At 34.3% G+C, this 23,558-nt stretch carries 20 protein-coding genes and 1 pseudogene; 13 read left to right on the top strand and 8 right to left on the bottom strand.

The features are described from left to right. Positions 1-121: 121 nt before the first annotated feature. The 3 genes from H3T56_RS05330 to H3T56_RS05320 all read right to left on the bottom strand — a co-directional run bounded on the left by H3T56_RS05330 (position 122) and on the right by H3T56_RS05320 (position 5,479). Positions 122-2,497 carry a TIM-barrel domain-containing protein gene (locus H3T56_RS05330; RefSeq protein WP_198192206.1) on the bottom strand — a complete coding sequence of 792 codons (2,376 nt, stop codon included), beginning with the start codon at positions 2,495-2,497 and terminating at the stop codon, positions 122-124. Positions 2,498-2,584: 87 nt separating this feature from the next. Further along, positions 2,585-3,994 carry a glucuronate isomerase gene (gene uxaC, locus H3T56_RS05325; RefSeq protein WP_198192205.1) on the bottom strand — a complete coding sequence of 470 codons (1,410 nt, stop codon included), beginning with the start codon at positions 3,992-3,994 and terminating at the stop codon, positions 2,585-2,587. A gap of 15 nt (positions 3,995-4,009) precedes the next feature. Continuing rightward, entirely contained in the window at positions 4,010-5,479 is a 1,470-nt protein-coding gene (locus H3T56_RS05320; RefSeq protein WP_198192204.1) for a mannitol dehydrogenase family protein, read from the bottom strand. A 281-nt stretch (positions 5,480-5,760) separates the two neighbouring features. Here H3T56_RS05320 and H3T56_RS05315 point away from each other — a divergent pair, with 281 nt between their 5' ends. Both H3T56_RS05315 and uxuA read left to right on the top strand, forming a co-directional pair. Continuing rightward, positions 5,761-6,522 carry a GntR family transcriptional regulator gene (locus H3T56_RS05315; protein ID WP_065613931.1) on the top strand — a complete coding sequence of 254 codons (762 nt, stop codon included), beginning with the start codon at positions 5,761-5,763 and terminating at the stop codon, positions 6,520-6,522. A 75-nt stretch (positions 6,523-6,597) separates the two neighbouring features. After that, positions 6,598-7,779, top strand: coding sequence for a mannonate dehydratase (gene uxuA, locus H3T56_RS05310; protein WP_086360258.1), 1,182 nt, complete (start codon positions 6,598-6,600; stop codon positions 7,777-7,779). Between the two features lie 139 nt (positions 7,780-7,918). Here the strand turns inward: uxuA and H3T56_RS05305 are convergent, their stop codons facing one another. Next, on the bottom strand, positions 7,919-9,199 hold the full coding sequence (locus H3T56_RS05305; protein WP_198192203.1) for an MFS transporter: 1,281 nt from the start codon (positions 9,197-9,199) through the stop codon (positions 7,919-7,921). A 416-nt stretch (positions 9,200-9,615) separates the two neighbouring features. Here H3T56_RS05305 and H3T56_RS05300 point away from each other — a divergent pair, with 416 nt between their 5' ends. Then, positions 9,616-10,080, top strand: a complete 465-nt coding sequence (locus H3T56_RS05300; RefSeq protein WP_086319752.1) for a DUF3597 domain-containing protein — start codon at positions 9,616-9,618, stop codon at positions 10,078-10,080. Positions 10,081-10,169: 89 nt separating this feature from the next. Here the strand turns inward: H3T56_RS05300 and pth are convergent, their stop codons facing one another. Continuing rightward, a complete protein-coding gene (pth, locus tag H3T56_RS05295; RefSeq protein ID WP_065613924.1) occupies positions 10,170-10,754 on the bottom strand; it encodes an aminoacyl-tRNA hydrolase in 585 nt (194 codons plus the stop codon). A gap of 77 nt (positions 10,755-10,831) precedes the next feature. After that, entirely contained in the window at positions 10,832-11,779 is a 948-nt protein-coding gene (locus tag H3T56_RS05290) for a ribose-phosphate pyrophosphokinase (RefSeq protein WP_086319756.1), read from the bottom strand. A gap of 260 nt (positions 11,780-12,039) precedes the next feature. On the opposite strand from H3T56_RS05290, the gene trmB reads away from it, so the two are divergent. The 7 genes and pseudogenes from trmB to relA all read left to right on the top strand — a co-directional run bounded on the left by trmB (position 12,040) and on the right by relA (position 19,153). Beyond that, on the top strand, positions 12,040-12,783 hold the full coding sequence (gene trmB / locus H3T56_RS05285) for a tRNA (guanosine(46)-N7)-methyltransferase TrmB (RefSeq protein ID WP_198192202.1): 744 nt from the start codon (positions 12,040-12,042) through the stop codon (positions 12,781-12,783). Further along, positions 12,759-13,484 carry an oxygen-insensitive NADPH nitroreductase gene (nfsA, locus tag H3T56_RS05280; protein WP_198192201.1) on the top strand — a complete coding sequence of 242 codons (726 nt, stop codon included), beginning with the start codon at positions 12,759-12,761 and terminating at the stop codon, positions 13,482-13,484. The genes trmB and nfsA overlap by 25 nt, the downstream gene beginning before the upstream one ends. Then, complete coding sequence (gene agp, locus H3T56_RS05275; protein ID WP_198192200.1) at positions 13,481-14,644, top strand: bifunctional glucose-1-phosphatase/inositol phosphatase; 1,164 nt, start codon at positions 13,481-13,483, stop codon at positions 14,642-14,644. The genes nfsA and agp overlap by 4 nt, the downstream gene beginning before the upstream one ends. 61 nt (positions 14,645-14,705) lie before the next feature. Next, positions 14,706-14,846: pseudogene (locus H3T56_RS05270) on the top strand (galactose-1-phosphate uridylyltransferase); the annotation flags it as partial. A 207-nt stretch (positions 14,847-15,053) separates the two neighbouring features. Continuing rightward, complete coding sequence (gene coaD / locus H3T56_RS05265; protein ID WP_065577578.1) at positions 15,054-15,542, top strand: pantetheine-phosphate adenylyltransferase; 489 nt, start codon at positions 15,054-15,056, stop codon at positions 15,540-15,542. Positions 15,543-15,557: 15 nt separating this feature from the next. Then, positions 15,558-16,889, top strand: coding sequence for a 23S rRNA (uracil(1939)-C(5))-methyltransferase RlmD (rlmD, locus tag H3T56_RS05260; protein ID WP_065577579.1), 1,332 nt, complete (start codon positions 15,558-15,560; stop codon positions 16,887-16,889). A gap of 5 nt (positions 16,890-16,894) precedes the next feature. After that, entirely contained in the window at positions 16,895-19,153 is a 2,259-nt protein-coding gene (gene relA, locus H3T56_RS05255; RefSeq protein WP_198192198.1) for a GTP diphosphokinase, read from the top strand. Positions 19,154-19,198: 45 nt separating this feature from the next. On the opposite strand, the gene folA is transcribed toward relA, so the two are convergent. Both folA and H3T56_RS05245 read right to left on the bottom strand, forming a co-directional pair. Next, positions 19,199-19,699, bottom strand: coding sequence for a type 3 dihydrofolate reductase (folA, locus tag H3T56_RS05250; protein WP_034902020.1), 501 nt, complete (start codon positions 19,697-19,699; stop codon positions 19,199-19,201). Between the two features lie 10 nt (positions 19,700-19,709). Further along, positions 19,710-20,774: an MJ1255/VC2487 family glycosyltransferase gene (locus tag H3T56_RS05245; protein ID WP_165756021.1), complete on the bottom strand. Its 1,065-nt coding sequence runs from the start codon at positions 20,772-20,774 to the stop codon at positions 19,710-19,712. Between the two features lie 347 nt (positions 20,775-21,121). Here H3T56_RS05245 and H3T56_RS05240 point away from each other — a divergent pair, with 347 nt between their 5' ends. The 3 genes from H3T56_RS05240 to H3T56_RS05230 all read left to right on the top strand — a co-directional run bounded on the left by H3T56_RS05240 (position 21,122) and on the right by H3T56_RS05230 (position 23,549). Further along, on the top strand, positions 21,122-21,397 hold the full coding sequence (locus tag H3T56_RS05240) for a hypothetical protein (protein WP_065651489.1): 276 nt from the start codon (positions 21,122-21,124) through the stop codon (positions 21,395-21,397). Positions 21,398-21,527: 130 nt separating this feature from the next. Then, positions 21,528-23,072: a multicopper oxidase family protein gene (locus H3T56_RS05235; RefSeq protein WP_198192197.1), complete on the top strand. Its 1,545-nt coding sequence runs from the start codon at positions 21,528-21,530 to the stop codon at positions 23,070-23,072. Positions 23,073-23,210: 138 nt separating this feature from the next. Next, the gene (locus H3T56_RS05230; RefSeq protein WP_198192196.1) at positions 23,211-23,549 is read left to right on the top strand and encodes a hypothetical protein; all 339 of its coding nucleotides are present in this window, start codon (positions 23,211-23,213) and stop codon (positions 23,547-23,549) included. Positions 23,550-23,558: the final 9 nt, after the last annotated feature.

Raw genomic sequence — 23,558 nt, 5'->3', positions numbered from 1 at the left:
TGCATATTTGCAAAATAATTGCTATAGGTAAAGTTTGTTAATAAAAACACATTAAGTGAAATCAAATCAATTTGATATAGATCTCTCAATCCAATTAATATTGAATTGAGAGAATAAAGAATTATTTGATAGATTTTAAAGAAACTTTATTTATTGAATGACCATTAATGAATAATGAACGTAATTCACCTTTTGGTAATGAAATATTAATTTCATCCCAAGCAGGTTGATATTCACCTCTTGCTTGTATATGAAGATCAATACGTTGATTATCCGAGGTTAAATCCCAATCAATCCATAAGCCTTTCCCTTTTTGATAATCGTAACTTTCGCCATCATCTTCAAAGAAACTGCCTTTTGTTGAATAAACACCTTTAGCAGGAAAAACTTTAAATTCTCGGTAATCATCTAATTGATGATTAACATAAGCCATACGTTTAGACATAGGAATAATAGCACCGGCTCTAACTAATAAAGGAAATGATTCAAGTGGAGCAGGTAAAGTTATCGATTGTTTACCACTAAACCATTGCTGTGAATGATAACAATACCAACCAGTACTATTATCTGGTAAATAAATTTCACGCTCTCGTTGGCCTGGTTCAACAATGCTCGCAACTAACAGATCTTTACCAATCATAAAATCGTCAGTTTCTTTAAAAGTATTTGCATCATGTTCATGATCCAAAAAAGTTGGTCTTAGCATTGGTTCATCATTATGATGTGCTTGCCATAATAAATTATAGAAATAAGGGAGTAACTGATAACGAAAACAAATAGTATCGCGAATTATTGGTGTAACTTCTGGATACATCCAAGGTTCATTAACAGTATGATCATCATTCCATGAGTGAATAGTAAAACGAGGATGCATAATACCATTTTGCACCCAACGTACGAAAAGTTCTGGTTCCGGTTTATCACCAGAAAAACCACCTACATCATGACCAACATTGTACAATCCGGATAGACTCATTCCTAATCCCATACGAATATTATATCGCAGAGTTTGCCAACTTGTTCGATTGTCTCCTGACCATGTTTGCACATAACGTTGAATGCCTGCGCAACCTGAACGTGAAATCAAATAAGGGCGAATATTTGGATTATAAGTTTGTTGCGCTTCCATTGATGCTCTACACATTAGTAATGGCATTACTGGTCGAATATGTTTAATAGTAATTTCTTTACCAAAACCATGACAACGAGCTTCTCCATCCCAAACTTCAAATTCATTATTATCATTCCAAGTAGAATCAATGCCCATTTCAAGAAGTTGCTTGGTTACATTGTTTTTCCACCAATTAAATGTTGCTGGATTAGTAAGATCTAAATTAGAACCTTCATCATCCCAAAACATTGAACGTTCAGGATTATCACTTTCTGAATCTTTGATAAAAAGTCCCTTCTCCGCTGCTTCCTTATATTTAGGATGATCTTGTAACAAACATGGTTTTATATTAGCAGCGATTCTTAAACCTGCCTCATGATAAGATTTGGTGAAAGCTTTCGGATCAGGGAATTTATCATAATTCCAATTAAAGACATATCGTTTACCATTAATCGAGGTATAGCCTGATGACAATTGAAATGAATCACATGGAATACCGTGCTCTTGACACAGATCAATAAAATTTTGCATCTGCTCTTGAGCATTAGGCGCATCGGTATAAAACATTGTTGAACCGCTGTAACCTAAACTCCACTTAGGGCCAAAAAACGTTTTACCGGTTAACTTAATGAAAGATTTAGTAACATCAATAATTTTCGGCCCTAAGAAGAAATAGAAATCAATATCCCCTGCTTCAGCTTGGTAACGACGATATAAAAGGTGATAATTATCATGTTCCGTTCCCAAATCTATCCAACAACTGCTTAAATTATCATAAAATAGTCCAAAACTAACATCATTTCGATGGGTAATAGTAAACGGTATATGTTTATAAAGCGGATCAGTCTCCTTAGCATTATAGCCCATTGAATCAAGATTACGCATTTCAAAACGGCGGCCGGCACGATTAAGGTCGCCTGCTTTCTCACCCAAACCATAATAATGTTCATCTTTATATCTTCGTTGATAATGAGCAATACCATCACCATGAGGATTAATTAAATAAGCACTAGTACTTCTATCCTCAACCAGCAATTGCCACTCACCAAATTCATTCTTAAATTCCCATTTTAGTGATAATGGTTGATCAATAGTTACTCTTAACTGGCTTGAACTAATAATAACTTTATTGTCTTGTTGCAATAATTCATATTTTGGTAAAGAAAAACCTTCGGTGCTTAATCGATCACGACCTTCTAATGGCGTATCTTGATTAGGAGCAATACTCCATGTTCTATCAAGTGATAAACTATTATTTCGTTTAATTAAAACACGAAACATCTTTTCTTCAAGCACATACAGGCAAAAGTTAAATCGATTATCTACTAATAATTCAATGCAATTGTTTTGGTCATTCTTAAAAATCCATGTCTTTAATGTTTTCATATAACTATCCTAAAAAATTAATAACTATTTTCCAATACGAGTCATCTGATTCTAATATTTCTATTTTTTAGACAAAAATAAACTCAATTAATGAGAACCAAAGTAACGATTTGCATTGTTAAAACAAATATTGCTAATCATGTTGCCAACTAAATTAAAATCAGCAGGAATTTCGCCATTTGCCATCCAATTTCCCACCATATTGCAAAGGATTCGCCTAAAATACTCATGTCTGGTAAAGGATAAGAAACTACGAGAATCAGTTAACATACCAACAAATTGACTTAATAATCCCATTTGAGAAAGTTGCATAATTTGGCGTTCCATACCATCTTTCTGATCATTGAACCACCAACCAGATCCAAATTGAATTTTTCCTGCGATGCCTGAACCTTGAAAGTTGCCAGCCATAGTAGCTAACACTTCATTGTCACGAGGGTTTAGGCAATATAAAATGGTTTTCGGTAATTCGTCAGTTAAGTCTAAAATACCTAATAATGAAGAAAGAGGTTCGGCAATTGTTCTATCGCCAATCGAATCAAATCCAGCATCAGGGCCAAGTAATTTAAACATTCTTTGATTATTATTACGTAGCGCACCTAAGTGTAACTGCATTACCCAATTGCGTTTATGATATTGCTTACCTAACCATACCAATACCGCGGTACTAAATTGAGCAATTTCTAATTCAGAAAGGGATTGATTAGCAAGGCGTTTTGTTATTATTTGATCAAGCTGTTTTTCGCTACGAATGTCGGCATAATGTAAAATTTCAATACCATGATCTGATGCTTCACAGCCATGCTGTTGAAAATGATCTAGACGTTTAGTTAATGCACAAAGTAGTTTTTCAAAATTATTAATTTCGATATCAGTAACTTTGCCTAATTCAGCAATATAATCAGCAAAACCAGCCAATTCTATTTTGAAGACTTTATCTGGTCGCCAACTAGGCCTTACTTTAGTCAGAAATGAGGTATCTAATGCAATTTGCTTATGATATTCAAGTGAATCGATAGGATCATCGGTTGTACCAACGGCTTTAACATTCATTTGAGTTAAAATACCACGAGTAGAAAACTCAGCTGTTGCTAATTTAGCATTAGCTTCAGCCCATATTTGATCAGCTGTTTTTTCATTAAAAATAATATTTTTTATACCAAATGGTCTCTTTAACTCTAAATGGGTCCAATGATAAATAGGGTTTCCTAGTGTTAAAGGAACAACTTTTGCCCATGTAAGATATTTTTCATAATCAGATGCGGTTCCGGTTATAAATTTTTCATCGACACCAGCAGTTCGCAATACTCGCCATTTATAATGGTCACCAGCTAACCAAATTTCAGTTAAATTACCGAAATTTTTATTCTCAGCGATATCTTTTGGTGGTAAATGACAATGATAATCATATATAGGTTGATCTTTAGCATAATCAAAATAAAGCTTTTGTGCTGCATCAGTTTGTAACAAAAAGTTATCATCTAAAAATTTTTTCATACTCTAAAGTCCAATTTAAAAAAATAAATCCTGAATAGTTTGTTTTGCACCTTTCTCCATTAAACAAAGATAATATTGAGTTACTTTATCTTTAAATAATGAATTATTTGGTAAATCAGATCCAAAAACAGCGTTTAAAGTTAATAAAGCATTGACTCGCTCAATACCATCATCACTAGCGGTTACTATTTTTTTTAACTCATCTACCATTGGGTCACGAAGATCGATTATTTGTTTATGATCATCAATACCACCAACATAACGCATCCAGCCAGCCACTCCTAAAGCAAGTAAAGAAAAATCAGAATTATGTTTGATATGCCAACGAATTGAATCAAGCATGCGTTGTGGTAATTTTTGCGTTCCATCCATGGCTATTTGCCATGTTCGATGTTTTAGTGATGGATTACTAAATCTTTCAATGAGTTTTTCTGCATATTGTTGTAAATTAACCTGCGGCGAAACATTTAAAGTTGGAACTTGTTGTTGTAGCATTAATGATAAAGTTGCCTGTTTATATGCCTCATCATTCATACAATCATTAATATGCTCATACCCAGCTAAATAGCCTAAATACGCTAAGAATGAATGACTACCATTTAACATTCGAAGTTTCATCTCTTCATATGGGACAACATTATCAACAAATTCAGCACCAACTTCGTTCCAATTAGGTCGAGCAGTAACAAAATTATCTTCAATAACCCATTGAATAAATGGTTCACAAGCTATACCACAAGGATCAAACATACCACCTAGTGCATCTTGAATTTCTGTTAATGTTTCGGCTGTCGCAGCGGGTACAATACGATCAACCATGGTACAAGGGAAAGTGGTGTTGGTTTCAATCCATTTAGCTAACTCTGGGTCACGTGCATTTGCTAAGTCTAAAATCGCTTTTTTTAATACCAAACCATTTTCAGGCATATTATCACATGATAAAGCAGTAAATGATTTTAAACCTCGTTGCATCCTTCTATATAAGGCCTCAACAATCACGCCAGGAGCTGACATAGGTTTAGTCGGCGAACTCAGATCGGATTTAATTAATTGATTATTTAAATCCAAACCAGCACCACCTAGTAACATACAATAACCTTTTTCGGTTACTGTCAATGAAACGATCTCGACTACCGGATCAGCCATTTTTTCTAAAATAGTTTCAATACCATCTATTGGCGCTAATAATGATTCTTTCACACTGCCAATAATATAAGCTTGTTTAGATGTTGCACCTTTTTCTAAAACCGTATAGAGGTGATCTTGTTTTCGAATATCATTAATAAGCTCTTCACCTCCGACAATATTTACCTCACAAATGGCCCAATCACTATTACCTTTATTTAATAGGCGATCAGTAAATAATGCCTGATGAGCCCGATGAAAAGCACCAAAACCTATATGTACAATCCGCGCTACCATTTTTTCTCGGGCATATAAAGGTTTGTGTGCAATTGATTGGGGAGTATTTGATAAATTTAACATGTAACACACCATTATTAACTAGTTGACAGTATTTATTGGTTAGACATATTTTCACTTGTTGATAAAATTTTCACCTTTATTTTTTAATTTTTGTGATTTTAGTCACATTTTTTGGTTTATATTATAAGCATCCTTGCAAAAAACACTATAATACCGAACAATATTGGTAAACCAATATAAAAACTGAAACGACTTTCTGTTATTATAGGCTTAGAGGAGTTGTAATAATTAGCGTATAATTATCTACATTAAACTTAAAAGTATTCTAAGGACTATAGATTATGCCAGTGGTCAATCGACTTTATCAAGAAATTGGTAATGAATTGAAATCATTATTAAAAAGTGGAACCTTTAAAATTGGTGATCGGCTTCCACCAGAAAGAGACATTGCTGAAACTTTTAATGTCAGTAGGACAGTAGTTCGTGAAGCGTTGATTATGTTAGAGCTTGAAAATTTAGTTGCAGTAAAAAAAGGCTCCGGTGTTTATGTAATTGGTTTACCTGATGAAGTCTTATCAGAAAAAGATAGGAAAATTGAAGAAGAAGATTTAGGTCCATTTGAATTATTACAAGCTAGGCAATTAATTGAAAGCAATATTGCCGCTTTTGCAGCCTCACAAATTGTCAAAGCAGATATTGTTGAATTAAGAGCAATATTGGAACAGGAACGGCAAATATTAGAACAAGAGGTTCTTGATGACTATAGTGCTGATGAAATGTTTCACATTGCTATAGCACGAGCTACCAAAAATTCAGTACTTGAACGTTTATTGTCAGATCTATGGGCTAAACGATCTACAAGTAAAATGTGGGACCAGCTACAAAGTAGAATCACCGATCATAGTTACCGTAAAAAGTGGCTATATGATCACGAAAAAATTCTACAAGCTTTACAGTTAAAAGATGCTATGGCTGCACGCCATGCTATGTGGCAACACTTAGAAAATGTTAAACAAACATTAATGACAGTTTCTGACAGTGAAGATCCAAATTTTGATGGTTATTTATTTGACTCTATTCCGGTCACTATTGTTAACCAATAGTTGAAAATATGCATTGTTAATGGATCTTCCTTTTGGAATGACTTATTAAATAAAGAATCATTAAGGAGATTTTAGATGGAACAAACAATGCGTTGGTTTGGCCCTAGTGACCCGGTATCATTGGATGATATCAGACAATCCGGAGCAACCGGAATTGTTACAGCATTACACCATATACCTAACGGTGAAGTATGGACTATTGATGAAATTCAAAAACGAAAAAAAATAATCGAAGATAAAGGTCTAGTTTGGTCTGTTGTCGAAAGTATTCCTGTTCATGAAGAGATAAAAACCCATTCAGGTAATGTTGAACAACATATTGCTAATTATCAACAATCTATTCGTAATTTAGCTGCTTGTGGTATTGATACGGTTTGCTATAATTTTATGCCGGTATTAGACTGGACTCGTACCGATCTTGGTTATCAATTACCGGATGGTTCAAGAGCCCTGCGCTTTGATCAAATTGCCTTTGCAGCATTTGATATTCATATTTTACAACGACCTAATGCCGAAAAAGATTATAGTCAAGAAGATGTCCTTTCAGCAAAAAACTACTTTGAACAAATGACACAAGCCGATAAAGATAAATTGGTAGCAAACATTATTGCTGGTTTACCTGGCGCTGAAGAAGGTTATTCACTTGATCAGTTTCGAGCACATCTTGCAACTTATGATGGTATTGATAAAGCTAAATTACGCGAAAACTATGCTTATTTTTTAAAAGCTATTGTACCTGTTGCCGAAGAAGTTGGAGTTGTATTAACTGTTCATCCAGATGATCCTCCTAGACCGATTTTAGGTTTACCTCGCATTGTTTCAACGATTGAAGATATGCAATGGATAAAAGAGACTGTTGATAGTATCCATAATGGTTTTTGCTTTTGTACTGGCTCTTATGGTGTTCGTAGTGATAATGATTTAGTTACTATGGCTGAAAAATTTGCCGATCGAGTTTATTTTATTCACCTACGCGCAACAGTACGTGAAGAAAATCCATTATCTTTCCACGAAGGTGATCACCTAGCTGGGGACGTTGATATGTATGGCGTAATAAAGGTACTTATTGCGGAAGAAGAACGTCGCAAAAAAGCTGGTATAAACCGTTTAATACCCGTTCGTCCAGATCATGGCCACCAGATGCTTGATGACCTTAAAAAGAAAACTAATCCAGGTTATTCTGCAATAGGACGCTTAAGAGGCTTAGCTGAAATCCGTGGTGTTGAATACGCAATTAGACGCGCATTTTTCGAATAAAAAATAATTTATCTATGTTGAAGCCCATGATTATGGGCTTGTTTATTTTCTAAATTTACATATAAAAATAGCGTGATATACACGCTATTCTTCTTTTTATATTTATAGTTAGGATGTGTGTCTATAAATAATTTGCGAATTACTTGTTATTTTTTTGGCTACGTTGATATAACAAAGAACACATTATGATAGCGCCAATGATATCTAAAAAGCCCATGGTAATAAAGAATGGTTTAAAACCAATAGTTTCAACAAACTGCCCAACAACTATAGTAAATAAGAAACTCGCTATCCAAGCAGAACTACCTCTTAATCCATTCACCGTTGAGACTTCTTTACCAGAAAAGTTTTCAATAACTTGAATAGTTAACATCGCCGATAACATTTGATGTCCCCATGCGCCAATAGCAATTAATGCAATAGCCGTATAAGGGCTTTCAGTTAAACTAGCAAAAGCCATTGATAACATGAACAATGCTGCACCTAAATAAGTTGTACATGCTGCATTTATTCGAGAAAGACCAAAATGTTTATTTAACATTCTAGAAAAATATCCAGATGATAATCCACCAAAATCGGCAGCAAGAAATGGAATCCAGACAAACATTGCCATCTCTTTCAATTGCATGCCTCGTTCGGTTAATAAATAATATGGTACCCAGAAGTTAACTGCTGCCCATGCAGGCTCAGCTAAAAAGGCAGGAATAGCAATACCATAGAATTTCTTTTTACTAACCACTTGTTTAAGAGCAACCCAAATATTTTTATTTTGCTGGATTTCGCTATCATCCTGTTCAGAAAGAATATATTTCTTTTCAGCTTCAGAAATAAAACGACTTTTGGATGGTTCACTAAAGAAGAAAAGCCAAATTCCAGCCCAAATTATTCCTAAAGAACCAGGAATTAAAAATGCTAACTGCCATCCGCCAAATTGATGAATTGTATAAATCAAAGGAGGAGCAATCATTGCACCTAAAGAAAAACCGACCATACTCCAGCCATTAGCTATAGCTCGCTCTTTTTTCGGAAACCATAAACTAATTACTTTTGCATTAGCAGGAGCAACGACTGATTCAGCACCACCCATAACAAAACGTAAAATAGCCAAATGGATCCATGCGCCAGCGCCAGCATGTAGTACACACATAACTGACCATATTACAACCATAATTGCAAATCCAATACGTAGGCCTATTACATCAACAAACCATCCAACGATAGGTTGAAAAATGGTATAAGCTAATTGGAAAGCCCCTGTAATATAAGAGTATTCTTTAGGTGTAATATTTAGATCTCGTATAATTTCCTGAGCCATAATGCCTAAAGCATTTCTATCAACATAATTGAGGATAACACCCGTCGCAAATAAAATAATCATAAGCCAACGGACATATCCTCCTGACTTCAATATGGCACTCATAATAACCTCTAGTTTTAATGTAAATTTCTAAAATATAATTAGTGTCACCAAAATTGGTAAACCAAATATTACCGTTATTTTTCATTATAGTATTCCAAAATTAATCTAAATCGTGATTTGGATCACATAATAATAGAATTGGTATAATATCTTAATGTGTTTTTATGACGTGAATAAAGAATAAAGACTATTAATTTATGCGTGCCCATTGAGTTAAAAAAACAATTAATCGAAAATGTTAGATAAGATAGTTATAGTTACAATAAAGCATAAAATACTAATATTACAAAAAATGCTATTAAATGATTGTGGTTTTGACATAATTTATACTTAACCGCTATACTTAAGGGGATATTTTCTACATCTATATCGTTAAGCAGTTTTTTAATAAGCAGTTTAAACATAAGGGGTGTAATATGGGTATCTTAAATAATATTTTTTCAAAAATATTTCCAAACGCACAAGCCGCTGTAGGTCATGCTAAAGATGCAGTGAAAGAGCAAGTTGATAAAATCACTGACACAGTAAAAGACAAAACTTCAGATAATACTTCAAGTAATAACACAAATAATAGTAATTCCGATCAAAATCAACAAAACACATCGGACAACAAAGCGCCGATATCTGAGATCGATGTCATGTCAATTTTGGATAATTTAGCTAAAAAATTTCCAGAAAAACTTAATTGGAAAACATCTATTGTTGATTTATTGAAATTATTAGGTATCGATAGTAGTTTAGATGCACGTAAAAAACTCGCCACCGAACTTAATTATACCGGCAGTACTGACGATACCGCATCGATGAATACATGGTTAATAAAAGAAGTAATGAAGAAAATAGCTGAAAAAGGTGGTAATGTTTCTCATTTATTTTCTTAATCAAAATTGATACGTGATTTGTTATCCACCTGTCTATCAGGTGGATTTTTTTATAGTCAATTAATTAAAACACGCTATTGTTGACAACTTTAAGCTTTGAATGCATGCAGACGATTCATCGCACTTTCTATTCCATTTGTTAATAAAATATTAGTACAATAAACTGATTCATCGATAGCTTTATCAATTAATTCTTGTTCTGGTTTAGAGGGTTTATTTAAGACATAACCAACTACTTTATTTTTATCTCCTGGATGGCCAATTCCAATTCTCAACCGATAAAAATTCAGATTATTGCCAAGTTTACTGGCAATATCTTTTAAGCCGTTGTGACCACCATGGCTACCGCCAAATTTTAATTTGGCAATCCCCGGATTAAGATCTAACTCATCATGAGCAACTAATATCTCATCGGGCTTAATTTGATAAAAAGAAGCCATTGCTTGCACTGCTTTACCACTTAAGTTCATAAAGGTAGTTGGTACTAACAAACGAACATCATGCCCATTGATATTAATTCGAGAACTATATCCAAAAAATTTAGGATCATTTTTTAATGGTTGATTATAACGTTCAGCAAGGAGATCAACATACCAAGCTCCTGCATTATGGCGAGTTGCGGCATATTCATTACCCGGATTGGCTAACCCTACAATTAGTTTGATTGTTGACATAATAGTTTAATCGTTAATTATCTTGTTATTACAAAAAAGCCCCTAACAGGGGCATTTATCTAATTCAGAAGAAAAGATTATTGATGGAACATTGCTGAAATCGATTCTTCGTTACTAATACGTCGAATTGCTTCAGCAAGCATACCTGATAATGTAAGTTGACGCACATTTTTCAATGCTTTAACTTCCGCAGTTAATGGAATTGTGTCACAAACTACAATTTCATCAATAGCAGAATCTTTAATGTTACTTACAGCTTTTCCTGAGAAAATTGGGTGGGTCGCATAAGCAAAGACACGTTTTGCGCCACGAGCTTTTAATGCATCAGCCGCTTTACAAAGTGTTCCTGCCGTATCGATCATGTCATCAACTAAAATACAATCTCTATCAGCAACATCACCGATAATATTCATCACTTCTGCTTCGTTAGCACGTTGACGACGTTTATCAATAATCGCCATATCAGTGTCATTTAAAAGTTTAGCAATAGCACGAGCACGAACCACACCACCAATATCTGGAGATACCACGATTGGGCGTTCAAAATCACGTTGCAACATATCTTCTAAAATAACAGGGCTACCAAACACATTATCAACGGGTACATCAAAGAAGCCTTGAATCTGTTCAGCATGAAGATCAACGGTTAAAACCCTATCAACACCTACAGTCGATAAAAAGTCAGCAACAACTTTGGCTGTAATAGGCACACGGGCTGAACGTACGCGACGATCTTGTCTTGCATAACCAAAATAAGGAATAACAGCAGTAATACGACCAGCAGATGCTCGACGCATCGCATCAATCATCACTAATAATTCCATTAAATTATCATTGGTAGGCGCACAAGTTGATTGGATAATAAAAACATCTTCACCACGGACATTTTCATTAATTTGGACATTTACTTCACCGTCACTAAAACGGCTAACAATAATATCACCAAGAGAAGTATAAAGACGATTAGCTATACGTTTTGCTAGTTCGGGTGTGGCGTTACCAGCAAAAAGCTTCATATCAGGCACGAGAAATCCTCAAGCATGTAATCATGATTACATAAAACGTAATCGGTTAAATCGGGATCACAATTATATAATCATTTACAGATTATGCTCAACCACATTATAAAAATTTATTAAAAATATTTTACATTCATCACATTAATCTATAAAAAACTAAGTTAATAAGATGTTTTTTTGAAGTGAATAAAAAATCAGGTAAACTACTATATAGCTAAGATGATCTATTACCTTAATAATCTATTTAACCTTACAGCAGATACGCAATGAGTGAACAATTAAACACAAATAACCAAGTAACAGAATCTAAACGAACAATACGTAGTTTTGTATTAAGACAAGGCCGTTTAACTAAAGGGCAACAACAGGCTTTAACTCACTTATGGCCTATCTATGGTATTGAGTACAATGCTACCTCGCCAATTGTTTTTGAAGAAAACAAACCGGTGGTGTTTGAAATCGGTTTTGGTATGGGCGCTTCATTAATTGAAATGGCAAAAAATGCCCCTACCAAGAATTTTTTAGGTATTGAAGTCCATAAACCCGGCGTTGGTGCTTGTTTAATGGCAATTGAGGAAAATCAATTATCTAATTTAAAAGTTATGTGCCATGATGCCGTTGAAGTGTTAGAAAACATGATACCTGATAACTCATTAGATAAGGTGCAAATTTTCTTCCCCGATCCATGGCATAAAGCAAGACACAATAAACGTCGAATCATTCAACCTAATTTTGTTGCTTTAATTCATAGAAAATTGAAGACTGATGGTATTTTACATTTAGCTACTGACTGGCAACACTATGCTGAGCATATGCTTGAAGTATTAAGTCAAGCAGAAGGATTCAAAAATTTATCTGCAACTAACGACTATATTCCAAGACCCGAAGATCGACCTATTACCAAATTCGAAAAACGCGGTCAAAATCTAGGGCATGGCGTTTGGGATTTGCAATTTAAAAAAAATAGTGATATCAAGGAGCCGTTATGCAAAATGAGACAATTGATTTAATTTGCCAACGTCGTTCAATTCGGTCTTATAAATTAACGCCATTAACGACTGAACAGATTGATGCAATTATTCAAGCGGCACAATCGGCTCCAAGTTCAAACTTTTTACAATGCGCTACCATCATTAGAATCACTGATAGTGAGAAAAGATCAGAATTAGCTCATTATTCAGGCGATCAGAGTTATATCGTTCAAGCGCCAGAGTTTTGGGTATTTTGTGCCGATTTTAACCGCCATTTTCAAATTGATGCTACTATTCCACTTGAAAAAGCCGAGCAACTTCTAGTGGGTTGTATTGATACCACACTTATGGCTCAAAACGCGGTTATTGCAGCACAATCATTAGGTTTAGGTACGGTGTACATTGGAGGTTTACGCAATAATATTGCTAAAGTGACCGAATTACTTGCGCTACCTAAATATGTTCTTCCTTTATTTGGACTTTGTATCGGTTATCCTGACCAAAATCCTGATAATAAACCACGATTACCAAAACAATTGGTTTTTTTTGAAAATCATTATCAACCAATCAATCACCAATTATTAGCTCAATATGATACTCAGATGCGTCAATACTATGAGCATCGACTGACTAATCAAAAAACCAATGGTTGGAGTGATAAAATTGCAGAAACAATTAGCAAAGGGCAACGAGATTTCGTTTTAAATTATTTGCATAAACAAGGATGGATAACTAAATGAAAAAAGATCAATACCAATTAGATAAAGTTGTAATACTAAGTCGTCATGGAATACGCACTCCATTAGCAAACACCATAGAGTTTTTAGAAAAAGCTAGCCCATTAAAATGGCCAAGTTGGGATCATGCTTATGGTTATTTAACTACCAGAGGAGGTGTTTTAGAATCTTATTTTGGACATTATCTATCGCAATGGCTTGAACAACAAAACATTAGCCTTACACCGGAAAATCCTGATATATATGTTTATGCTAATAGTCTTCAAAGAACAGTTGCCACCGCGCAATTCTTAGTTACAGGGGCTTTTGCGGGTTATGATATCCCGGTTAACCACAAATATACCATTGAAAAAATGGACCCTATATTTGATCCAAGTGTACAAGATGATTCACCAGAATCTAAACAAGCATTATTAAAAGATATTGATGATGCAGATAAAGCTGAATCAATTTTCAAAAATTTAGCGCCAGCTTATGCGATGCTATCGGATATTTTGGACTATAAAAATTCACAATTATATGCTGAATATCAATGTGATTTTGCTGATATTCCTTATGATCTTCATTTTGTAAAAGATGAAGAGCCAGAATTATTAGGGCCTCTAGCAATTGGTATTTGTGCTGTTGATGCTTTCTTATTACAGTACTATTCAGCTTTTCCTAAAGAACAAATTGCATGGGGAAAAATAACCAGCCACGAACAATGGCAACAACTTATACAAATTCGTAACCACTATATTAATTTAGTTTTTCATTCCAGATCTATAGCTCGAAAAAATAGTGCGTTATTAATTAATATGATAGATGATCTGTTACACCAAAAGAATAACAAGGTAAATTTACTCGTTGGCCATGATAGTACCATTGCTGCACTACTTGGTGCCTTGGATTTTGCCGAATACCAACTTCCTAACCAATGTGAAAATACACCAATTGGTGGTATGGTTATATTACAACGTTATCGTAATAAAGCATCGGGGGAATATTTGTTTAAAGCTGAATACGTTTATCAAAGTTTTGAACAACTTTACACCGCGCAACCACTTGATATCAATCATCCACCACAACATTACCAACTTCAGCTAAAAAATGCAGTAGCAAATAGTGATGGTTTTTATCAGTGGCAAGAGTTTGAAACCCGCCTAAAAGAATTTAAAAAATAAATAAATTAGATTGTCTATAAATGTTTAAAGTTTAAACGATTAGACAATCTAAATATCTCCATTACGTTCAACCAGTATTAAAAAATTCATGGTCGGTGATGAAATGCTAGCAGAAGCGCAACAAGATCTAACGCCAGAACAAGCTGCAGAAAGATTGAGCAACCTTAGTGATGTATACTACAAAGATAAAACTAACAAATAACTAATATTTTATAGTTAAAATTGGTTAAAAATTATACACAGAACAACTAACATTTACGTTACTCTCAATATTTTTTTATCACTATAAAAAATATTGAGGAAAGGGATTTTTTAGGCTAAAAAATCGAAGATTTTACATAGTTAACCTAACAATCTAGGTTAAAATTAGGTATGATATTCCCCTATTCACTAATGGATAATAAGATAGATGAAAAGCAAAGCGCTCACAGCGATTTTTCCGGGAACATTTGATCCAATCACCAATGGTCATATAGACCTAATTACCCGTGCATCGCAATTGTTTCCACGTTTAATTGTAGCTATAGCTCAAAATCCAAATAAAAAAACACTGTTTACTTTAGAAGAACGAGTAAACTTAGCCTCAACATCGGTTGAACACTTATTGAATGTGGAAGTGATTGGCTTTGATAATCTTATGGCTGACTTCGCCCAAAAGCATGCGGCGACAGTGATAGTCAGAGGAGTGAGAACAACTCACGATTTTGAATACGAAAGACAATTAGCTGAAATGAACCGAGCATTAAAACCTGATTTAGATACTATCTTCTTAATGCCGTCTATTGCGATGGGATTTATTTCATCGACTATTGTTAAAGATGTTGCTTTCCATGGTGGAGACATCTCTAATTTAGTACCTTTACATGTCAAAACAGAGTTACTAAAACGGCTAACATAATTTCAATTTATTAATATGGTTAATTTTTACACCCCTACAAAAAAGAAGTTTACTCCACAAAAATTGACAGTTACTGTCACTAATTTAGATGCGTTCGGTCAAGGTGTCGCAAATCATAAAGGTAAAACAATTTTTATAAAATCTGCTTTACCCGATGAAACTGTTGATATTCAACTAACTGATGATAAAAAAAATTATGCCAAAGCAAAAGTTATAAAATACCACAATCACAGCCAACAGCGAGTTAAACCACAATGTAAGTACTATACAAAATGCGGTGGCTGTGAATTACAACATATTTCATCAAATTTACAGCAACAAGCTAAATATGAAGCCTTAATCAAACTATTGCAGAAAGAAGCTGGGGCGGAGTTGGACTATAAAGACAATTCACCTAATATCATTGCCGACCAACCATATCATTATCGTAGGAGAGCTAGATTATCAATTAATTTTGTTAAAGGTGAATTATTTATCGGCTTTAGGCAGGCAGAATCAAACCAAATTATAAATATAGAACACTGTCCGGTATTAGTTGAACAATTAGATAAATTATTAATGCCATTACAGTCTTGTTTAAGACAAATTAAACAAAAAAAATCACTTGGACATATTGAATTAATTGCTGTCGATAGTGGCATTATCCTTGTGTTAAGACACACCATGCCACTAACAGAACAAGATAGCATTTTATTAAAAAAATTCGCTGAAGCTCACAATATTTCACTCTATTTTCATGGTCATGAACTGCTCCATATCAGTGGCACCACTGAACATTATTATCTGATTAATCATCTAAAATTAACTTTCAGTCCACTTGATTTTATACAAGTTAATAGTCAAATTAATCAAAAGATGATTGATAAGGCTTTAGAGTGGTTAGATATAACTTCAGATGATAAAATACTCGACCTATTTTGTGGTATGGGTAATTTCTCGTTACCTATGGCAATAAACAGCCAATCAGTAACAGGTATTGAAGGTGTTGATGCTCTGGTGGAAAAAGCCAAGATCAATGCTAAACTAAATAAAGATAAAATTGTAGCTAAAACCCAGTTTTTCACCTGTAATTTAGAAGATAAACAGCAATTTTCAATATGGAATCAGTCAAAATTTGATAAAGTATTATTAGATCCTGCTAGAGCCGGTGCTTATAATGCTACAGCAGAAATTGTTAAGATATCGCCTACAAAAATAGTTTATATTTCATGCAATCCTGCTACATTAGCTAGGGACTGCAAGCTATTTATTGAGGAAGGATACAACATTGCAAAAGTTGCTATTTTGGATATGTTTCCACAAACTAAGCACATTGAATCAATGTTGATGTTAACTAAATCAGGATAATAATTATGGTATCAATTAGAGGCGCCCATCAACAAAATGACGAGCATTATACTCTCGCACAGTTTGATGTTGAACAATGGGCAAAACAAGAACTGTTATTAACCAATATTGAATCTTATCAAAAGTTTAAAGATATTTGGGATTTTTGTTTTGAGCATAGCGCTGGTGCACCAGAGCAAGTCAATTGCTTCCAAAATGCAATTGAAATGGTTGAAATTTTATCAACCTTAAATATGGATATTAATAGTTTAGCAACCGCCCTTTTACTCCCTTTCTTTGATACTAAAATTATCTGCCGTGAAGATCTACCTGAAAATTTTGACCGTGAAATTATTCATATTCTTTCTAGTGTTGTCAAAATGAAGGACATTAGGCAACTCCGTGCTATCCGTAATGGTCATGCAACAAACGAACAAATTGATAGTATTCGTCGTATGTTACTTGCGATGGTTAATGACTTCCGTAGTGTAGTCATTAAACTAGCGGAGCGTATCACTTATTTACGTAATTTGATGCATGCACCCAAAGAAGATCAAGTGCTAGCTGCTAAAGAGTGTTTTAATATCTATGCCCCTTTAGCGAATAGACTAGGTATTGGTCAATTAAAATGGGAGCTTGAAGATTTCTGTTTCCGTTATTTACATCCTGACCAATATCGTTTTATTGCCCATAAATTACATGAGAAACGTCTAGATCGCGAATCATATATCAATCTATTTGTTAAAAATTTACAGGATATGATGAATAAAGATCATATTCGTGCCGAAGTTTACGGTCGCCCTAAACATATCTATAGCATATGGCGAAAAATGGAACGTAAACATCTACAATTTGAAGATTTATATGATATTCGAGCGGTACGCATCATCTGTGAGCGAATCGAAGACTGTTACAATGCCTTAGGTATCGTACATAGCCATTATAAACATATTGCAAAAGAATTTGATGACTATGTTGCCAATCCAAAACCCAATGGATATCAATCAATTCATACCGTGGTTTATGGTCCAAATGATAAAACTATTGAAATTCAAATACGTACCGAACAAATGCACAATGATGCTGAATTAGGTGTAGCAGCACATTGGAAATACAAAGAAGGCAGTACAGATAAAATGACTGCCTACGATCAGCGCATTTCTTGGCTACGTAAATTATTAACTTGGCAACAAGAGATGTCAGAAAGTGGTGAAATTCAAGAAACTGTGCGTAGTCAAATTTTTGATGATCGCGTTTATGTATTTACACCAAAAGGTGATGTTGTTGACTTGCCTGCCGGTTCAACACCGTTAGATTTTGCTTATCACATTCATAGTGATGTTGGTCACCGTTGTATCGGAGCTAAAGTTGCGGGTCGCATAGTACCGTTTACCTATATATTAAAAACGGGCGATCAAGTTGAAATTATCACCCAAAAACAACCTAATCCAAGCCGCGATTGGCTAAATCCAAATACTGGATTTGTAAATAGCAGCCGTGCACGAGCAAAAATACAAGCTTGGTTTAAAAAACAAGATCGAGATAAAAATATAGCTGCTGGTCAACAAATTTTAGACAATGAATTAGAACCGTTAAATATTAGCCTAAAAAGTGTCGAAAAGATTCTGATTAGTAAATATAACGCCCATTCGTTTGACGAAGTATTAGCAGGGATAGGTAGTGGGGATGTTAGAATTAACCAACTGGTTAATTTTATTAATGCCCAATTTAATAAGCCAACAGCTGAAGAGGAAGATGAAGCTGTTCTTAAACAGATCACCCAAAAATCAACCTCTCAAGCCAAAAATACCAATAAAATATCATCGATAAAAGGTGGTGAAATTATTATTGAAGGTGTAGATAATTTACTCTACACCATTGCTAATTGTTGTCGCCCTATCCCCGGTGATCCAATTGTCGGTTTTGTTACCCAAGGACGAGGTATTTCAATCCATCGTTCAGACTGTGAACAGTTGCAAGAGCTAAAAAATCATGCTCCAGAACGAATCACCAGTGCGGTATGGAGTGGTAATCATAACGCAAGTTATACGATGGTCATTCGCATCATAGCTAGTGATAGAAGTGGTTTATTGCGAGACATAACAACAATTTTAGCTAATGAAAAAGTAAATGTCTTAGGAGTTTCGAGTCGCATAGATATGAAACAACAAATTGCAACGATTGATATGGATATGCAAATTTTTGATCAGGACTCTCTTGAAAGAGTTATGAATAAAATTAAACAACTTTCTGACGTGCTGGAAGCAAAACGCTTACAAGCATAATAATTCGGTTGCCGCTAGTATGTGAGTGGCAACCTTATCTATTGATTAACTTCGCTGTAAAATCTCAAATTGGTAATCATAACAATTTTTATCATCCGCTTTATGATTTTCTGAATAAATTTGTTGCCATGATGTTTGTAAATAATCAGGAAAATAAGTATCGCCAGTCAATTTGGCATCAATATGCGTTAAATAAAGTCGATTAACTAAAGGTAATACCTGTTGATAAATATTACCACCACCTATAATAAAGGCTTCTTCTACTTGTAGTTGATTAATAATTGATATTGCCTCATCAATCGATTTAACCCAACTAACATTAGCATTAATTGACGTATTACTCTCAGCCTGTCGACTGATGACAATATTGTGGCGATTAGGCAATGGTCGACCAATAGATTCAAACGTTTTACGCCCCATAATCACCGGTTTATTTAATGTATTTTTTTTAAACCATGCTAAATCTGCAGGCATGTGCCATGGCATTTGATTGTTCATACCAATCACACGATTATCAGCCATTGCAACAATTATACTTAATATCATTGTAGTTCCTTTATACATAACCTAAAGATTTAATACGTTCACTAACATTACTCGGAAATTTAGTCTGCGACCACAGTCTTTGGCTTAAAGAAAGTAATGTCTCTTTTTGACCTGAAACAATCCAATTCGCTAATTCAGTCGCCACATCAGGATAAATAATAGCTTTAGGTGACGGTAGACCAAGCCAGTATTTCAACTTCATATTATTTAAATGTTCCATAACGGTTGCCATGTCTAAAGACTGCAAACATTGGGCATTGTAAACTTGTTCAAATTGACCTGCTACTGGTTTAGTTAAAATCTTTTTACCCAAAGATAATGCTTCTGAAATTAGAGCAAATCCAGTATTTGAAATAATACCAGAACAACTTAATAGAGCTTGAGTAAAATTATCTCGACTTAACGGTTGCAATAAAATATTACCATGCGCAGAAGATTGTTTTATCTCAGGGTGAAAACAACTAAATTGATATTGCGAAAATTGACTTAATAATCCAGTAATTTCAGTTAAATCTTCAAAAGGCAAATAAACGACAATTTTACCATCTTCAGTTGGTGGTGTAGCAAATGAATCAATCATTGGCGGAACCAATTTATGACCAAAATGGAACCAATGTAAACCAATAGGTTGTGTAACTGGAGCATAGTATTTCATAATCACATTTGCTATCGTGCCATATTCTTTAGGCTTGAGATATTGGCAAACAGACTGATTACTGATACCTAAACATTCTCGATTTTGATGATGTGCAGCCCAAGCACTAACCGGTTCAAAGTCACTAATAATACAATCATATGCAGATAAATCTAAATCACGAACATCTTTAATTAATCTAAAAGCCCGAATTCTTTGGATAGTTTTACGAAAATTGATTTTGCCATTAAGCGTAGCAAATGAAAGACCAGCAAATGTTCGGTAGTTGCCAAAAGCTTGCATATCAAAATAATCTTTAGGATCACGACCACTTAAAATATAGTCAACATCCGCTCCAGCCTTTTTTAAAGCTTTGGCTAATGTTCGACAACGACTGATATGGCCATTTCCTGTTCCTTGTACTCCAAAAAGAATTTTCATATCGCTATTATTCATAATGTTTTTTATGCGAATATGATACCAGAACCAATTATATTTGGCTTATATATTTTTATGATCATCTTGTACTAAATAACCATTAATATACCAATTATTGTTGATGTTACAGATTGAAAGATTGGCGATTATTAGCAAGTGAAGTTGAATAAAACTTCCACTTGTCAAAATAGTATAAATTTAGTGTTTTCTCTAGTAAAATAAATACAAGGTTTGCTAGATTAATTGCGTGATAAATAATGTCATTAACTATAAACAAAAAGCGAGTAAATATTTTAATTATATCGATAATCTTTTTGTTTTTTTATTCTATTTGGCATGTTCCACTCATTATGTCCAAACCTTGTACTGTTCATCATTCACCTAGCTTACAATCTTTAAGGGTGAACGCAAATCATCACTCTCCAGTAATTGATTTGCCGACTTCTAAATCAACAAAACCTTTTATTAGTGAATCAGTTAATCATTGTTTTGCTTGTGGCATGGCTATTGCTAATTATAGCGTTAATATTGATTATCCGATTTACCGTGAACAATATCTACCAACAAATTTTATTCCTGAATATAAAGAATTTATTCCTGAGTTAAAACCACCAAAAATTAGCTAATTTACGCTCTGTTAAATATTAGTAATAAATACTGGAAATCAATAACACGTTAGCTTGCTGAACGACTAGACGAGTTGGGAGAGCTAACTACTAGTTATTATTTAACTAAATAAATGATTATAGGAATACTATGAAACGCCGAAATTTTATAATGAATATTACCGCTGCCGTTGGTGGTTTAATTGCGACTAAAGCCATTGCCAAATTGGATCATTCATCAATGTCTGACATGGTTTGTGATGTTAAATCTGATAATTGTGATAAGGGGGACAACATGCACGATCATATGAATATGAATATGAACAACAAACAACCACAAAAACTATTATCTACTTCAGCACTACCAAAAGGTCATGATTTACCCAAATTCCAGCTGTTAAAAAATAGTAGTCATCAATCAGGTATATTTGAAGCTACTATTGAAGCCAAACCTGTAAAAATTGAATTAACGCCTGATATCACTACAGAATTTTGGGCTTACAATGATTCAATACCAGGGCCACTTATTGAAGTTTATGAAGGTGATAAAGTCAAATTGACAGTAAAAAATAAACTGTCACAACCAACAACAGTGCACTGGCATGGTTTACTTGTGCCATCAAATCAAGATGGCAATCCACAAGATGAAATACCTGCAGGCAGTGAACGTATTTACGAATTTACCATTCCCGAAGACAGTGCTGGTACCTATTGGTATCATCCTCATGGTCATAACACCGTTGCTGAACAAGTCGCTAGAGGATTAGCGGGAGTATTTATAGTTCGTAGTAAAAAAGACCCTTTAGAATCTTTACCGGAACTAAATTGGTTTTTCTCAGATCTGAAACTGACAGACAAAGGAGAAATTGCCGATAACTCAATGACTGATTGGATGAATGGTCGAGAAGGACAATTTGTATTAATTAATGGTGGTTATCGTCCAAAAATGAAAGTTAATACTGCAACACGTGTTCGTGTTTGGAATGCCTGTTCTGGACGTTATCTTAACCTTTCAATTCCAGGTTGTGATGTCTTTTTAGTGGGTAGTGATGGTGGATTAATGCCTGAACCAATTTCCCTTGAAAAGCCACTATTATTATCACCTGCCGAACGCGCAGAATTGGTAATTTTACCCAAACAAACCGGTACGGTTTACTTACAATCAATTGGTTATGATCGCGGTAAGATGGGAAATGTACCACCAGAACAAGATATAATACTTGCTGAATTAGAGTTACAACAAGCAAATTCGATTGTTTTACCTTCGCCATTACGAACTCTACCTAAAATTGGTGAAGCAAAAGCGCATAAAACGCTTGAATATACAGAGGTCATGGACAAGAACGAACCAAGAGGTGGCATGCTGTTTTTAATTAATGGCAAACTCCATGATATGAAACGAATTGATCTAGAAAGTAAAATCCATGATGTTGAGGAGTGGACAATATTCAATAATTCACATATGGATCATAATTTCCATATTCATGGTACACAATTCACGGTTGTATCGCATGAATTTGATGGTAAAAAATATCCACCAGAATATGTTGCATTAAAAGATACCATCAATTTACGTCCTCACGAAAAAATCACCATAAAAATTCAACAAAATATGCCAGGATTACGCATGTATCATTGCCATATTGTTGAACATGAAACACTCGGTATGATGGGACAATTAATGGTTAAGGATTAGTTAACTATATACCTACTATAAAACATGGTGGGTATTTTTAATTACTATTACCATAAAAATTCGAATATTCAGACAGTTTATTAATCAATAATAGTTTTTCATTTTGGCAAAAAATGCTAAGATACTGCGGTTATGACTATGATTAATTACTGGCAACATATAAGTAAACGCCTTATTATTAAAACCGCATTATCGCACTTATTATTAGGTGTAATTGCTACTGGGTTCGGTTTTTACCAACAAAATGCGTTACCAGTTCAATCATTTACAACTCAAGTTGGAATTATTGCGATTACTGAAATAGTTCAAGATCAGCAAATTCCAACTAAAAAAGCCTCGCAAATCTTATCTTTGTCACCAAAACAGCATTACGATAAGCAAATTATCGTGCGAAATTATGACGAAGTTAGTCCAAATACTGTTATTCGATTATCTCCCTATAATGGAATTAGAGCCGGTCCAAACGCTACCGCTTAATAGATTTTA

Origin of the sequence: Gilliamella sp. W8123 (assembly GCF_016101085.1) — a bacterium.
Taxonomy (GTDB): domain Bacteria; phylum Pseudomonadota; class Gammaproteobacteria; order Enterobacterales; family Orbaceae; genus Gilliamella; species Gilliamella apis.
The sequence above is the reverse complement of the archived record's forward strand: the minus strand, read 5'-3'. Positions and strand labels throughout refer to the sequence as shown.

Bases quoted from the DNA above. Each gene is read 5' to 3' on its own strand.
- H3T56_RS05330 (WP_198192206.1), bottom strand. From the start codon at position 2,497: ATGAAAACATTAAAGACATGGATTTTTAAGAATGACCAAAACAATTGC.
- uxaC (WP_198192205.1), bottom strand. From the start codon at position 3,994: ATGAAAAAATTTTTAGATGATAACTTTTTGTTACAAACTGATGCAGCA.
- H3T56_RS05320 (WP_198192204.1), bottom strand. From the start codon at position 5,479: ATGTTAAATTTATCAAATACTCCCCAATCAATTGCACACAAACCTTTA.
- H3T56_RS05315 (WP_065613931.1), top strand. From the start codon at position 5,761: ATGCCAGTGGTCAATCGACTTTATCAAGAAATTGGTAATGAATTGAAA.
- uxuA (WP_086360258.1), top strand. From the start codon at position 6,598: ATGGAACAAACAATGCGTTGGTTTGGCCCTAGTGACCCGGTATCATTG.
- H3T56_RS05305 (WP_198192203.1), bottom strand. From the start codon at position 9,199: ATGAGTGCCATATTGAAGTCAGGAGGATATGTCCGTTGGCTTATGATT.
- H3T56_RS05300 (WP_086319752.1), top strand. From the start codon at position 9,616: ATGGGTATCTTAAATAATATTTTTTCAAAAATATTTCCAAACGCACAA.
- pth (WP_065613924.1), bottom strand. From the start codon at position 10,754: ATGTCAACAATCAAACTAATTGTAGGGTTAGCCAATCCGGGTAATGAA.
- trmB (WP_198192202.1), top strand. From the start codon at position 12,040: ATGAGTGAACAATTAAACACAAATAACCAAGTAACAGAATCTAAACGA.
- nfsA (WP_198192201.1), top strand. From the start codon at position 12,759: ATGCAAAATGAGACAATTGATTTAATTTGCCAACGTCGTTCAATTCGG.
- agp (WP_198192200.1), top strand. From the start codon at position 13,481: ATGAAAAAAGATCAATACCAATTAGATAAAGTTGTAATACTAAGTCGT.
- coaD (WP_065577578.1), top strand. From the start codon at position 15,054: ATGAAAAGCAAAGCGCTCACAGCGATTTTTCCGGGAACATTTGATCCA.
- rlmD (WP_065577579.1), top strand. From the start codon at position 15,558: ATGGTTAATTTTTACACCCCTACAAAAAAGAAGTTTACTCCACAAAAA.
- relA (WP_198192198.1), top strand. From the start codon at position 16,895: ATGGTATCAATTAGAGGCGCCCATCAACAAAATGACGAGCATTATACT.
- folA (WP_034902020.1), bottom strand. From the start codon at position 19,699: ATGATATTAAGTATAATTGTTGCAATGGCTGATAATCGTGTGATTGGT.
- H3T56_RS05245 (WP_165756021.1), bottom strand. From the start codon at position 20,774: ATGAAAATTCTTTTTGGAGTACAAGGAACAGGAAATGGCCATATCAGT.
- H3T56_RS05240 (WP_065651489.1), top strand. From the start codon at position 21,122: ATGTCCAAACCTTGTACTGTTCATCATTCACCTAGCTTACAATCTTTA.
- H3T56_RS05235 (WP_198192197.1), top strand. From the start codon at position 21,528: ATGAAACGCCGAAATTTTATAATGAATATTACCGCTGCCGTTGGTGGT.
- H3T56_RS05230 (WP_198192196.1), top strand. From the start codon at position 23,211: ATGATTAATTACTGGCAACATATAAGTAAACGCCTTATTATTAAAACC.